Origin of the sequence: Clostridium sp. (assembly GCF_021443865.1) — a bacterium.
Lineage (GTDB): Bacteria > Bacillota > Clostridia > Clostridiales > Clostridiaceae > Clostridium.
Genome location: NZ_JABUTB010000053.1, coordinates 1 through 13,872 on the forward strand (window position 1 = coordinate 1; position 13,872 = coordinate 13,872).

Consider the following 13,872-nt stretch of genomic DNA (forward strand, 5'->3'; position numbering starts at 1 on the left):
TTATTAAGGAGTATGTTATAGCTAATAATATAAAAAAGGAAGTAGCTATAGATAATAAAGAGACTGAAGAAATAGAAGATGATTATTTTGAAGTTAATAGTGACAAAGAACTTTTAGATAGGCTAATTAGTATAAGAGAAGAATTTGCTAAGAAATTAAATATGCCTCTGCAAATGATTCTAAGTAAAAATACCTTAAAAGAAATAAGTGGACGTTATCCAGATAACTTAGAAAAACTTAAAGATATTGGAGGTATTGGTCCCAAAAAGATTGACACATATGGGAAGCAAATCATTGAAGAGGTATCTAGATATATTATTGAAAAGGGCATTAATCCAGTTTGGAAAGAAAAGAAGAGGAAAAAGCTTATTATAGATGGAGAAACTAGAGGGGCCTCAGAGATAGCATTAGATAGGCTTAATATGAGCGAAGATATAGAAGCTATATCAGAGGATATGGAAATATCAGTTTCAACTATTCTTGGATATATAACTGATTATATAAGGGCAAGTGGAGACTATAGCATAGAAATAGATTGTGATAAATACTATCATAAAGAAGATGAAAAAATGATTTTAGATGCTGTTAATAAAAATGGAATAGATAAAATCCAAGCTATTAAAAAGAGCTTACCAGATTACATTAAATATGAAGCTATAAGAGCTGTAATACTAAATAATATTATTCTTAAGGGATAAGAAGCTTGCAAAAAGCAAGTTAAATCAAAGGACTATCATTTTAGTAATTATAATACTACAATGATAGTCCCTTTTATTCCTTCAGTACTTGAGTTTAGCTATGTAATTTTGCGATGACTTGGAGCTTGTAACGGAACAAGCAAAATTGGAATAGCTAAACTTATTTAATCAAATCTAATATTTCACTTTCTGAAAGTGAAGAATCACAACGCACTTCAGTTTCTCCATTTTTATGAACTATAAAACCTGGTACAGTTATGATATTATATTTATTTCTAAGCTGGCTAACACCATTATCTAAATAATCTTCACTATCAACATAATAGATAGCTGTGTCAACCTTATCTGCTAAGCCACTTAATTTACTTGCAAATCTACGACAAAATGGACAAGTTGATCTTCCAATGTAGACAACAGCTTTATCTTCATTAGACAATAATTCATCTGCTTGTGTAGAAAGTACTTTTTTAAATGACTTTACATCTTCTTCATACTTATTTCCTTCAAACATATTGGATCCTCCTATCCTTTTTAGAATATTATACCAAAAATGAATATCAATATCAAATTAAGTCATCCAATCCATTAACTGTAGTTTGCTCATTTTCGTCAATAGGAATAACTATACACTTTTGCCCATCAATTATTTGTGACTTTATTTGAGGGATTTTTTCAGGTTTAACTTGAAGTATAACATCATAATTAGCTTCTATATTTTTCTCTTCAGATTCTTCTAAGTTAGATTCTGAAGCTTCTTCTAGATTAATTTCTGAAGCTTCCTTTAAGTCAGCTTCCATGGAATCTTCTGAAGCTAAATTATTACCTTCATCATTTAAAATCTCATTAGTATCTTCAATATCATCAGTATTATATTCAGAAACTTCTTTGTCTACAGTAGCCTCTTGTTTTACTTCTTCAAGTCTATTTTGAAGTATTTCTACTTGCTTTTGTAGGTGTTTTTCTCTTTTTATTTGTTCATTTGCTTTAAGAGCCTTTGAATCAATTAAGTTTTCAGCTAGTGGTAAGTCATCACCAAAAATTTCTTCATAGGATTTTTCAATTTTTGTAGTAATTTCTTCAGGAATTCCACTTTCTATTAAAATACTTTGTATATCATCTTTTTTTAGAGTTATAGGTTCTGAATCTACATCTTCATAAATAGCTTTATATTCATCAATCATATTATTTAAATTTTCCTGTACTTCCATAAATACTTTTTCAGCCTTCTTTTCATCAGCACCAAAGGAATCTTTAATAATTGATTGGAAGGTTTCCTTTTGTATAGTAGCAGTTTGCTTTGAATCACAACCTAAGGCATTTTCCATTAGCTCAGGGTGAGTGTCTTTTGCATTTTTAGTGTAATACATAATAGAATTAACATCTGAACTACGATTAATAAAAGCGGGGAATACAAATCCATTACTTGGAGTTTCTACTACCCAATCTCTAATACGAGCTTTGATTTTATTTTCTTCATCGAAATATCTAAGGCCAGGCTCTGAAAGGGAAACAGGACATATTGCACATAATACGTATTCATATACCTCTTCAGACTCATCTAGCTTTGCATTATCCTTAGTTTTGGTAATAACATCATAAGCATCATGAAAGATCAATATTAAGAAATTACCAGTGTAATCATAATTATCTATAATTGAATCATAGAAATTATCAAGAAGAGTATCGTCCTTTAATTGGCTACTTTTAAGTTGCATAAGAGAAATTTGCTTTTCATTTACAAGGTCATCATTAATAGGGAAATTTAATTCTAATAAGTTATTTCCTATAGTTCCAGATAGAACTTTTTTAGCTATTTCTAAGTATTTAAAATACTCATCTTCATCTAAATTTAAAAATGTTTCTCTAAATTTTAAAATAACATGTTTTTCTCCATTAACATAGCAACCACACATTTTAGTAAAGGTGCAATGATCTTTCTTTAGTCTTTTCTTTAATTCAAGGATATCTTTTTTTCTCATATAAAAACCTCTCAATCAAAATTAGAATGTTAAAGGAAACTCCTATTCTCTTCGTTCATAGGAGTGCGCTCTGCGTAAGTTCCATTAGCCAAAACAAGTTTTGGAATGTCACTTAAGTTCGACTAACTAAATCATAGATTTAGAGTCTCACTTAAGTATAATCTTTTTTTTGGCGGATATAAAGAAGTATTATGTTAACTTTTAGAGGATAAATATAGTGGATTTTTCAAGGAAAAATAAAAAAATAAAGAAAGAATGCTCTAAGTATTTTTAGAGTAAGTCTTTCTTTATTTGTAAAAGTAAAATAATAATAGAAATTATTGATTTACTGAGATATTTCTTTTTTCAGGTATTAAAAATACCATATATTTGTATAAGGTATAAAGTACTAATAAAATAGCTATTATTGTTTGTAATAAAACAAGGTATTTTAAAACTCCAACATTATAACCAAGTTTACCTAAGTAGCCCATAGTCATTTTCATTGCAATTCCACTTATAACAAAAGGGAATGTAAAAGCTGAATAACTAGGGAAGAATGGTAATTTTAAAAGCTTAGGTAATTTAAGTAAAACTATAACATATATGATAAGTGATAAGGTACCTAAGAAAATTACTAATGGTAATGACTTTGTTTGTACTGATTGCATATATCCAGCAAGACAAAGGCTTACAGGAGCTGCATAGATACAAAATAGTGGTTTAGCTGGATTAGGAATATCCTTGAATTTAGTATATCTATAAGTTACAACTATTAATAATAATAAACATGATATAAATGCAAACCAAAATGCTAATGTACCTATATTAGTTTTTTCGAAAGCTGGTGCAGAAACACTTGAAACAGCTATTCCAACGTAAACTATATAATATGTGGTAAAAACTTTTTTAATATCAAACTTTAAGATGAAATTTATTGTAAAGTAAATTATTAAAGCTAAATGGATAAGTATTCCTAAATACCAAATATAAATAGAGCCTTGTCCTAAAAATGGCTTTGCATAAGTAGCTAAAAGCATTATAGCCATTGGAAAAGTAGCAGCAACTCCTGCCATAATAGGATTTTTCATATCTTCCTTTATCATAGCTGGATACATTATAATTTTACATACTAATAATAAACCTAGTATAAGGGATATAACCCCACAAGCTAATCTTATAGTTTCAGAATAGCTTTGAAGTAAATTACCTAAAGCTGCAAATCCAAGCATTACCCCTGCAATAGGAAGTGGTATTTTTTTAATCATAATCTCAACTCCTATACTGATACTAAGTTATCTGTATTAACTAAATCTAATTCTCTTACAATAATTTCAGCAACTTTACCAGCAACCATTCCAGTATAACGTATACATTGTTCCTTATGGCCACCTACTGACATATCGAATTCCTTAGTTAGTATACGACAACAAAGAGCATTCTTACCATTTGCATCTTTAAACCAGTCATGTAATTCCTTTGATAACTCTAAGTTTTTCTCTACCTTAGAATCTCCTTGTTTAGTTCTACCAAAGAATAAGCCTAAAGCCATAACTCCACCTGATACTGCACCACAAAGGCATTTAGAACGCCCTATACCTACTGGAAATCCAGAAGCCATAGCTATTATTTCTTCAGGTATATCTAATTCAAAATTAGAACGTATGGAGCTTATTAGTGCCTCAGAGCAAAAAAAGCCTCCACGGAATAAATCCTCTGCATCTTTAGATATTTTTCTTATGCTTACTTCGTTTTTAATATTCATGTAAATCCCCCCATTTTTTATTCTCGTTAATATTATAACGCAATTGGAAAGTAAATACAAAATATAATTATTATGTAAATAAAAATTATCATTTTAATATGAAAAGGGTATCTTAATTAGCAATTAAGATACCTTTTTATTATATGTTTATATTATTTTTATTAAGAAGCCCATATTTTGAAGAATCCACCGGCTATAAATACAACTAGCATAGAAGCTGAAGGTGTAAATTCTTTTGCATTTTTAGTTAATATATCAATAGCTTTTGAGCCTAGGTTATATGTCCAATACATTAACTAGTATCTAATTCCAAATTGGATAGCATTATACACATAACTTAATTATTTGGAACTAACATTCTGAATCGTGATATTCTTTATAGAATAAAATATAGCCAATCACAATTGTGATTGGCTATATAAATTATTCTAATTTTAAGTATTTTATCCCCACATTGTGAATCCTAATAAATGACCGATTAAAGCACCAAGTATACCGATTACTAATAATAAGCAGATACAAGTAACTGGCTTCCAACCTTTCTTCTTAAGTAAGAAGAATAATAATAATGTTAATCCTAATGGAAGCATTTGAGGTAATACACCATCTAATATGCTTTGAATATCAATTGGGGCCTCACCGTTTGGTATAACGATTCCTAATTTAGTTGCACCGTAGTTAGAAGTTAAAGCACCAACTATGAAAACACCTAGCATACAAGCAGCTCTTGTAAATTCTTTAGCATTCTTAGTTAATATATCAATTGCTTTAGAACCTAAGTTGTATGACCAATGCATTAACCAGTATCTTACAGCAAATTGAACGGCATTAAATATTAATAGGAATAAGATCGGACCAGCCAAGGAGCCATTAATAGCCATTTGAGCTGTAATACCAGCTGTAATTGGAACTAATGTAAACCAGAAAATAGCATCTCCAATTCCACCTAAAGGTCCCATAGCAGCAACTCTTACGGCTCTGATAGTGTTAGTATCAGCTTTTTGTTCTTCTAAAGAAAGGATTATACCCATAACAAAAGTTATAAGGAATGGGTGAGTATTAAAGAACTCCAAGTTGTGTTGCATTGATTTAGATAAATCTTCTTTATTAGTGTGGATTTTCTTTAATCCAGGTAATATACCATATAACCATCCTGCAGCTTGCATTCTTTCATAGTTGAATGAAGCTTGTAGGAATAATGAACGCCAAACCATTTTATTTAAAGTTTTCTTGTCAAGTTTTTTAGCTGGAGTTAAATCATTATATAATGTAGTATTAGATTCCATCTTCGTCATCTCCTCCCCCTACTTGTGCATAAGACACGTTATTTTTCATTTTTACGTTAGTTTGGAAGTCGTAAAGAGATATAGCGATACCTATAAATGCGATTATTAATAGTGCAGAACCACTTAAACCTTCGATTTTTCCTATAATAGTTGCAAGACCAAATCCGGCAAAGTAGATTCCCCATAAGTCGTTTGATAACATGATTCTTAAAAGAATAGCGAAACCAACGTATCTCATCATTCCACCAGCAGCACTTAAACCAGCCATAACCCAAGCATATTTTTCAGATAATGCTGTTATAGTTTCACCAGCAGCAGAACCACCGATTAATCCGATAACAACTACTATAGTAAAGAATAATCCTAAAGCAGCCATTGCTCCGTAATTAAGGGTTTCAATTCCCTTAGTATCACCTTTTTCAGCATATTTATCAGCTTTTGACATTAATGGTGACATTATTGTGAATAGTAAAGTAACACAATATTGTCCTAGCACTGCAAATGGAAAAGCAAGTCCAACTGCAGCAGCTGGATCTAATTTAGAGGAAATGGCAAATACTACTGCCATTATTCCACCTATAACAGCATTTGGAGGCTGAGCTCCTCCTACAGGCATATTACCTATTGTCATTAATTGATAAGTACCACCTACTATAAGTCCAGTTTGTAAGTCTCCAAGAATTGCTCCAACCACAGCTCCTGTTACGATTGGTTGATATAATGACTCTAAGAAATTAAATTGGTCTATAGCTGCAATAAATACAAATACTGCAACTAATAGAATTTGGATAATATTAAAATCCATGTATCTTTCCCCCTTCGCAATATTTAATTATTTAAAAATCTTTTCAATATTTTCGGAACCCTCCGTAGGAACTCTTCTTATTTCAAGTTCTACTCCTAGCTCCTTTAATCTTCTGAATGCTTCCACATCCTTGTCATCTACTGCCACAGAACCAGCAACCTGTCTTTTCCCTTCTGCCATATGCATGTTTCCAATATTAACCTTCTTTATTGGAACACCGCCTTCAACAAGTTTTACTACATCAGAAGGCTTTTCACAAACTATAAATATAAGTTGTTTGGCATTTGCTTTATGAATTGTACTTATAGTTTTTTCTAATGTCCAATAGCGAGTTGAGGCATAAGATGGAGCAGCCATGTCCATTAAACCTTGTCTAAGTTTATCACCTGCTACGATATCGTTTGCAACTAAAATTAAATTTGCACCGATAGAACCACACCATTGAGTAGCAACTTGTCCATGAATTAATCTATTGTCTATTCTCGTTAATAAAATATTTGGCATATTGTCACCCCCTTTATTTTAAAAAAGTATTTTAATTTGCTTGTTCATAAATTATTATATATATAAAAGAATTCAGAATCTTTACACTTTTTGGTATTTATTTTATTGTTTTTAGTAGTATTTATAGAAAATATAAATTAAGTTGGCAAGGGATAATATATTTTTTTAAATAATCATATTATAGTAACAATAATGGGTTTTAAACAAGTAAAATTTACAAAAGCAAATTGAATATGGAGGTGATTGGGTATGTATGATAAGACAACTAGTATAAATTTTAAAAGATATGGATCTATTTATGATGAAGTAAAGGATACTAGTGATGGAAGTTTAATAAAAAAGGAGATTGTAACTAATGATAAAATCATTTCAAGCTTATATAGTTTTGAAGAACCAACATGTATAGAAGTAGTTGAAGGAATGGCGTCTATATTAATAAGTGATTCAAATAGTGGAGAGTTTAAGCTTTTCGCAGTTCATAGAAATCTAGAGATTAAACCAAATATGTATTTCAATATTATATCTATGGTAGATAAAGTTAAGTATAACTTAATAATACCATCAAGCTATAATCTTAAGCTTGAATTCTTAAATCCACCTTATGTTTATAATAGAATATTACCAACTATAGATATACCTGAAATAATGGCATATTATTATACAATAAAAAGTCCAAATTATAAATTTAAGGGTGAAAGTCATAATATATATGAATTAACCTTTGTGGATAATGGAACTTTAGATACAACAATAGATGGAGTTGAATATAGGTTAGACTCATCTGACTTAATTATTTATGGTAAAAATCAATTTCATACACAAGCTGTAAATAATGATTCATCTTGTTCATATTTAACTATTATGTTTGATATGAAATGTGATGATGATGGCTTAATTTGTAATAAAGTATTTCATTGTAGAAAGGAATTGTACAAGGCTATAAGAACCTTTGCAAATAATATATCAAGTACAATACCTTATTCAGAAAATTTGATTTTAAGTAATCTTCATGAAATTATAATTAGATTATTCCAATATGATTATTTAGATGTAGATGATAGTAAACCAACAACAGAGGTGCAACAACGCTTTCAAGATGAGTTGTTAGAAGGAATATTAAAGTATATTGATGATATGGTCTGCTCTCCAATTAGTATTGAAGAGCTTTGTAATAAATTTTCAATTTCTAGATCATCTTTACAAACCTTATTTAAAAATAATTTAAATACATCACCTAAAAAGTATATTAATGATTTAAAGCTATCTAAAAGTAAGCAGTTAATTAAAGAAAATAAATATACCATTAGTGAAATAGCCTTTATGCTAGGATTCAATTCGATACATTATTTTTCAAGAGCATTTACCCAACATTATGAAATACCACCAAGTGAATATGCACAAAACGTATATAAAAAATAAAATGAGGCTGTTTAAACAGCCTCATTTTTACACCTATACAATATTCTGAATTGAATATCTAGATATAGTTATAACAACATTTTTAGCAACTTCAACTTCAACAGTTTCTTTTCCAGCTGAAACTATTTTTCCATAGATTCCACCACAGAACATTATTTTCATTCCAGTCTTTAATTCTAAGTGGATATCTTTCAATTCGGAAGTTCTCTTTTTTAGATTTTTTGCGGATATAAATATTAATATTAAAGCAATTATTCCAACTAAAACTCCTATAGTGATACATGTCCATAATACTACTTCCCAATTAATCATATTAAATACCATCCTCACATTCAATTTCTTCATGAACTATGAATTCGAATTTTACAATACTATTTCTTCCAGTTTCAATTGCATTTTCAGATAAAGAAGAGAGATCTTCTATAATATCCTTACTCATAGATATTTCTATAATCATAGGAAGATTTGCGCCTCCTATTACCTCCATAGGTTTTTCTATTTCTGTTTTAAGTTCTACTAAAGTTTTAAAGGGTGAACCTCCTGCTAAGTCAGTAAGAGCTAAAATGTTTTCACAATTTCTTAGGTTTTCTAATGAAGCAGAGTATTTTTCTCTTAAAGTTTCAATAGAATCTGTTTCCACAAAATCTACATATTCTACATTACAAGGCTCTCCTGCAATTAGGTTTATAGATGTGTGTAATCCTGAAGCAAAATTTCCATGACCACTAATTATTAATCCTATCATAATATCCTCTCCTGCAAATTAATATGTCTAAATATATTCTTTAGAAATTTATAAAATTTATCTTTTTATTTAGAAGTATAAGGGTAAATTGTAACACCTTGAACAACACGATTTACTTCTCCAGATGGACAAGGGTTATCAGGGGTTAAACCTATTGATAAAGACTTTAATACTGATAAGCATTGAGCAAAAGTTATATAAGATAATCCTAATTCAACATTATTTAAAGTATTATCAATATTATAAGCATATAGGTAATCTGCTAAAGTTTCTAATTCAGCATTAGGCTTATTAGTAATTACTGCTAGCTTATTTTTCTTCTTTTGAGAGCTTATCTCCTTTATTAAATCAAGTTCATATTTATAAGTAAATTCATCATCACTAACATATACAACTATTAAGGTTGAATCATCAATTATTGATTTAGGACCATGTCTAAAGCCTAATGGAGTATCAAATATTGCTACTGTTTTACCAGCTGTTAATTCAAGAAGTTTTAAAGCAGATTCTTGAGAAATACCCTTTAAAACATTACTACCTAAATAAACTACTCTATTAAAATCAAATTCATTAACTATTTTATTTGCAGTTTCAAAACCTTTATCTAAGAAGTTTTGAGTTGCTAAAGCTATATTATTTATTACTTCTGATTTTTTATTTAATTTATCAAGATTGAAACATAAGTATGCAGCTAAATACATGTTGCTAAAGCTAGATGTCATAGCAAAGGATTGGTCATGAGTTTCTTCAGTAAGATTTATTGCATAACAATTATTAAGGTTATCAGCCATTTTAGAAAGTGCACCATTTTTATTACAAGTAATAAATAGGTTGTACAAATTATTGGAAACACTACTTGCAGCTTCCACAGCTCCTATAGATTCAGGAGAATTACCAGAACGTCCAAAGCTTATTAACAGTGTAGGTTTATCCTTAGATATATATAATTCAGGAGCAGAAACTATATCAGTTGTCCCATAAGATTTAACTTTATAATCTAATTCTTTATTTAAATAAGAATATAAAGAGTTTCCTACAAATTCACTAGTACCTGCACCAGTAAATATTATATCAAAGTCGTCACAATTAATAACCTTATTAATAAAGCTTTCTATGGAATCCTTATTATCTTTTATTTGTGATAATGTTTTAAGCCATGTTTTAGGTTGTTGGTATATTTCCTTTAGTGTAAATAGGGAAGAAGTGCTATCCATTTTCTCTTTATGGATATTAAAAATATTCATATGAATGTCCTCCATTTTTAATTATAGATTGTAATTCTAATTATAATAAAGAGTAATTTAAATTCAATGGAGGTGCTAAAAGATATAAGATATCTGTTAAAAAGTGCAAATATTAGAATCATGAACTTATGTATAATTATTAATGAAATGTACAAGGAGGTATATCATGTTAATACAGAGTAAGAGAGTTTGGATTGCAGATCAATTTGTACCAGCTCAAATTGAAATTGATGATAATAAAATAGTTAATATTTATACCTATAATGAGAAGGAAGTAGTTTATGACTACGGAAATAAGAGAATTTTACCTGGCTTTATAGATGTTCATTGTCACGGAGCCTATGGATTTGATACAAATGATGCAGAAGATAAGGGTTTAAGAAATTGGACTAAGAAAATAGTAGCAGAAGGAGTAACTTCTATATTGCCTACTACAATAACACAAAGCAAGGAAGTATTAACTAATGCTTTAATTAATATAGCTAATGTTGTAGAAGAGGGTTATGAGGGAGCAGAAATATTAGGAATTCATTTTGAAGGACCATATCTAGATATTGATTATAAGGGAGCGCAACCAAAAGAGTATATAGTTAAGCCAACTATTAAAGAATTTCAGCAATATCAAAAGGCAGCAAGAGGATTAATAAAGTATGTAACTTTAGCAACTGAAGTAGACGAAGATTATTCACTTACAGAGTATTTATTTAATAATGGAATAGTGGTTAGTATAGGTCATTCAGCAGCCACCTATGAAGAAGTTATATTGGCATTTGCTCATGGAGCTAGATCACAAACTCACGTATATAACGGAATGACTCCTTTTAATCATAGAAAAAATGGACAAGTAGGTGCAGCACTAAGAATTAAGGGGATGTATGGAGAGGTAATTTGTGATGGTAATCATTCAACTACTATGGCATTATATAATTTCTTTAATTCAAAGGGACCTGATTATGGAATTATGATTACAGATGCTTTAATGGCTAAGGGTTATAAGCCTGGATCAAGGTTTATCTTTGGAGGAAATGAAATAGAAATTTATGAGGATGGTAGTGCACATTTAGTAGAGACAAAGGGATTAGCAGGTTCTACCTTAACAATGAATGAAGGCCTTAGAATATTAGTTGAAGAGGCTATGGTACCTTTTAATTATGCTATTAATTCATGCACAATTAACCCTGCTAGATGCTTAGGTATAGATAAGCGAAAGGGAAGAATCGGTGTAGGGTATGACAGTGACTTAGTAATTCTTAATGATGATTATTCAGTACATCAAACATATTGTTTAGGAAAGGAGATGTTATAGTGAAAAAAGATATTTCAAGTGTATCAGGACATAACATATATCTAGATAGGTATGGAGATAAGGTTTATTATAATACTTTTGATAAAAATGGATATATCATATCTAAGCAAGTAGAGCCAAAATTTAGATTACTATACTATAGGTATTCTGTAATATGCATTGTTATTATTTTGTTAGGGGATTATTTTTATACCTGGCAAAATACATTGTTAGTAGGGATAGGAGCCACAGCTTTAGTGGAGGTATATTTTAGGCTTTTCTTTTTAAAAAAATTAAAGGTAATTAAGGATTTTAAAAAGGAGAAGAAGACTTCATTAATGGAAAATACAATTAAAAGTAAAGAAAAAGAGAAGGCAATAATGAAGGCATGCGCTTATGTGCTTTTAAGTATTCTACTTATTATAAATGCAATACAACAAAATTTAAATATAATATTTTTAATATTAAGTACCATTATAGCAATGTATAGCTTTTATATTGGAGTTATTAATACCATTGCTTTTAGCAAAATAAAGAAACTATAAATTACTATTTAAATTAAATGGGTTTAGAAGGAGAAGTATTATGGAATTAGTGACTACAAAACAAATGTTAAAAAAAGCTCAAGAAGGGCATTATGCAGTAGGTGCATTTAATGTTGAAAATATGGAGATGATAATAGCAGTTATTAGTGCAGCAGAGGAATTGAATGCACCAGTAATTATGCAAACTACTCCCTCTACAGTAAAATATGCGGGACTTGATTACTTCTTAGCTAATATAAGGGTAGCAGCAAGTAGAGCTAATATACCAGTAGCCATACATTTAGACCATGGTTCAAGCTTTGATTTAGCATCTCAAGCCTTTAGAACTGGATATACTTCAATTATGATAGATGGATCTCATGGGGATTTTGAAAGTAATGTGAAGGTATCAAAGGCAGTAGTAGATATGTGTAAGTCATCTGGAGTTTCTGTGGAAGCTGAGCTAGGAAAAGTTGGTGGAAAGGAAGACGATTTAGATGGTGGTGATGGAGATATATATACAGATCCAATAGAAGCTAAAGAGTTTGTTGAGAGAACGGGAGTGGATTCATTAGCAATAGCTATAGGAACAGCTCATGGAATGTATAAGGGAGAACCAAAGTTAGATTTAGATAGATTATCTTCAATAAGAGAAGTTGTATCAGTTCCACTTGTATTACATGGTGGTTCAGGGATTCCTGATTCAAAAGTTCAAGAGGCTATTAGAAGAGGGATATGCAAGGTTAATTATGCTACAGACCTTAGAATAGCATATACAAGTGGAGTAAATAAGTACCTTTCAGAAAATCCAAAGGAAATAGATCCTAAAAAATATAATAAAGCTGCACTTGATGCAGTTAAAAGCTTTGTAAAGGAAAAAATTAAGGTTTGTGGATCTGAAAATAAAGCTTAAGAATAAATATTAAGATTTTAATCTAATTTTAATCTTTCTTATATTTCATATTAATTTTACCAAAGTATTATATAACCATAGTAAGGATAAAAAATTATTTATGGGGTGAAGTTAAATGGAAAGAAATGAAATGATTGAAATATTAATGGGTAAAGCTAATATAACTCGCAAAGAGGCTGAAGAAGCACTTGAAAAGTATGATTGGGACCTTTTAGATGCTATTTTCTACTTAGAGAGAATGGGTAAGTTTGAAGATAGAAGTACTACAACAATTATTGAAGTTAAAGAAGAGAATAATAGTAAAAAAGAAAGCCATAAAAAAGACAAAGATAAAGTTGGTGGTCTTGGAGAAATTGTTGGTAGAATATTTAAGTTTATAGGTAAGATGATTAAAAAGGGAAATGAAAATTATTTTGAAATTAGAAAAGAAAATGAAAAGCCTATAAAAATATCATTAACAATAGCAGCTCTTTTATTAGTATTATTCTTCTGGGCAGCTGGAATATTATTAGTAGTTGGATTATTCTGCGGATATAGATACTCAATTTCTGGTCCAAATATGAATTCTAAAGGTGTAAATGATATTTTAGAAAAGGTATCTGAATCAGCAGATAATATTAAAAAGGACTTTAAAGAAGGATATGAAAAATAATATATATTATTAATGAAGAGAGTTTGAAGAGTTCAAAGTCTCTTCATTTTTATGTGAAAATATACAAAGTAATA

General features: G+C 29.6%; 17 protein-coding genes. 6 read left to right on the top strand and 11 right to left on the bottom strand.

What is annotated here, in order from left to right; translation table 11 throughout:
* Positions 1 to 698, top strand: a 698-nt coding sequence (locus HUJ77_RS10175) for an HRDC domain-containing protein (RefSeq protein WP_291708474.1), incomplete at its 5' end; no start/stop codon positions are given.
* A 160-nt stretch (positions 699 to 858) separates the two neighbouring features.
* On the opposite strand, the gene HUJ77_RS10180 is transcribed toward HUJ77_RS10175, so the two are convergent.
* The 8 genes from HUJ77_RS10180 to agaV all read right to left on the bottom strand — a co-directional run bounded on the left by HUJ77_RS10180 (position 859) and on the right by agaV (position 7,016).
* Positions 859 to 1,209, bottom strand: a complete 351-nt coding sequence (locus HUJ77_RS10180; protein WP_291708475.1) for a thioredoxin domain-containing protein — start codon at positions 1,207 to 1,209, stop codon at positions 859 to 861.
* A gap of 52 nt (positions 1,210 to 1,261) precedes the next feature.
* Entirely contained in the window at positions 1,262 to 2,677 is a 1,416-nt protein-coding gene (locus HUJ77_RS10185; RefSeq protein ID WP_291708476.1) for a DUF4317 domain-containing protein, read from the bottom strand.
* 317 nt (positions 2,678 to 2,994) lie between these two features.
* On the bottom strand, positions 2,995 to 3,924 hold the full coding sequence (locus tag HUJ77_RS10190) for a TDT family transporter (protein WP_291708477.1): 930 nt from the start codon (positions 3,922 to 3,924) through the stop codon (positions 2,995 to 2,997).
* 11 nt (positions 3,925 to 3,935) lie between these two features.
* Positions 3,936 to 4,421: a C-GCAxxG-C-C family protein gene (locus HUJ77_RS10195; RefSeq protein ID WP_291708478.1), complete on the bottom strand. Its 486-nt coding sequence runs from the start codon at positions 4,419 to 4,421 to the stop codon at positions 3,936 to 3,938.
* Positions 4,422 to 4,582: 161 nt separating this feature from the next.
* The gene (locus HUJ77_RS10200) at positions 4,583 to 4,714 is read right to left on the bottom strand and encodes a hypothetical protein (RefSeq protein WP_291708479.1); all 132 of its coding nucleotides are present in this window, start codon (positions 4,712 to 4,714) and stop codon (positions 4,583 to 4,585) included.
* 150 nt (positions 4,715 to 4,864) lie between these two features.
* Positions 4,865 to 5,707, bottom strand: coding sequence for a PTS system mannose/fructose/sorbose family transporter subunit IID (locus HUJ77_RS10205; protein ID WP_291708505.1), 843 nt, complete (start codon positions 5,705 to 5,707; stop codon positions 4,865 to 4,867).
* Positions 5,697 to 6,512: a PTS sugar transporter subunit IIC gene (locus HUJ77_RS10210; protein WP_291708480.1), complete on the bottom strand. Its 816-nt coding sequence runs from the start codon at positions 6,510 to 6,512 to the stop codon at positions 5,697 to 5,699. Before HUJ77_RS10210 ends, HUJ77_RS10205 begins: the two co-directional genes overlap by 11 nt.
* Before the next feature lie 27 nt (positions 6,513 to 6,539).
* A complete protein-coding gene (agaV, locus tag HUJ77_RS10215) occupies positions 6,540 to 7,016 on the bottom strand; it encodes a PTS N-acetylgalactosamine transporter subunit IIB (RefSeq protein WP_291708481.1) in 477 nt (158 codons plus the stop codon).
* Positions 7,017 to 7,265: 249 nt separating this feature from the next.
* On the opposite strand from agaV, the gene HUJ77_RS10220 reads away from it, so the two are divergent.
* Positions 7,266 to 8,435, top strand: a complete 1,170-nt coding sequence (locus HUJ77_RS10220; protein WP_291708482.1) for a helix-turn-helix domain-containing protein — start codon at positions 7,266 to 7,268, stop codon at positions 8,433 to 8,435.
* 33 nt (positions 8,436 to 8,468) lie between these two features.
* On the opposite strand, the gene yajC is transcribed toward HUJ77_RS10220, so the two are convergent.
* The 3 genes from yajC to HUJ77_RS10235 all read right to left on the bottom strand — a co-directional run bounded on the left by yajC (position 8,469) and on the right by HUJ77_RS10235 (position 10,424).
* Positions 8,469 to 8,747 carry a preprotein translocase subunit YajC gene (gene yajC / locus HUJ77_RS10225; protein ID WP_291708483.1) on the bottom strand — a complete coding sequence of 93 codons (279 nt, stop codon included), beginning with the start codon at positions 8,745 to 8,747 and terminating at the stop codon, positions 8,469 to 8,471.
* 1 nt (position 8,748) lies between these two features.
* Positions 8,749 to 9,180, bottom strand: a complete 432-nt coding sequence (locus tag HUJ77_RS10230; protein WP_291708484.1) for a PTS sugar transporter subunit IIA — start codon at positions 9,178 to 9,180, stop codon at positions 8,749 to 8,751.
* A 65-nt stretch (positions 9,181 to 9,245) separates the two neighbouring features.
* On the bottom strand, positions 9,246 to 10,424 hold the full coding sequence (locus HUJ77_RS10235) for an SIS domain-containing protein (protein ID WP_291708485.1): 1,179 nt from the start codon (positions 10,422 to 10,424) through the stop codon (positions 9,246 to 9,248).
* A 166-nt stretch (positions 10,425 to 10,590) separates the two neighbouring features.
* Between HUJ77_RS10235 and nagA the strand changes: the two genes are divergently transcribed.
* The 4 genes from nagA to HUJ77_RS10255 all read left to right on the top strand — a co-directional run bounded on the left by nagA (position 10,591) and on the right by HUJ77_RS10255 (position 13,798).
* Positions 10,591 to 11,730 (top strand): N-acetylglucosamine-6-phosphate deacetylase, encoded by a 1,140-nt coding sequence (nagA, locus tag HUJ77_RS10240; RefSeq protein WP_291708486.1) that lies wholly within the window; start codon positions 10,591 to 10,593, stop codon positions 11,728 to 11,730.
* The gene (locus HUJ77_RS10245; protein ID WP_291708487.1) at positions 11,730 to 12,254 is read left to right on the top strand and encodes a hypothetical protein; all 525 of its coding nucleotides are present in this window, start codon (positions 11,730 to 11,732) and stop codon (positions 12,252 to 12,254) included. Before nagA ends, HUJ77_RS10245 begins: the two co-directional genes overlap by 1 nt.
* Positions 12,255 to 12,294: 40 nt before the next feature.
* The gene (fba, locus tag HUJ77_RS10250; RefSeq protein ID WP_291708488.1) at positions 12,295 to 13,146 is read left to right on the top strand and encodes a class II fructose-1,6-bisphosphate aldolase; all 852 of its coding nucleotides are present in this window, start codon (positions 12,295 to 12,297) and stop codon (positions 13,144 to 13,146) included.
* 115 nt (positions 13,147 to 13,261) lie between these two features.
* Positions 13,262 to 13,798, top strand: coding sequence for a DUF4342 domain-containing protein (locus HUJ77_RS10255; RefSeq protein ID WP_291708489.1), 537 nt, complete (start codon positions 13,262 to 13,264; stop codon positions 13,796 to 13,798).
* The last annotated feature ends 74 nt before the right edge of the window (positions 13,799 to 13,872 follow it).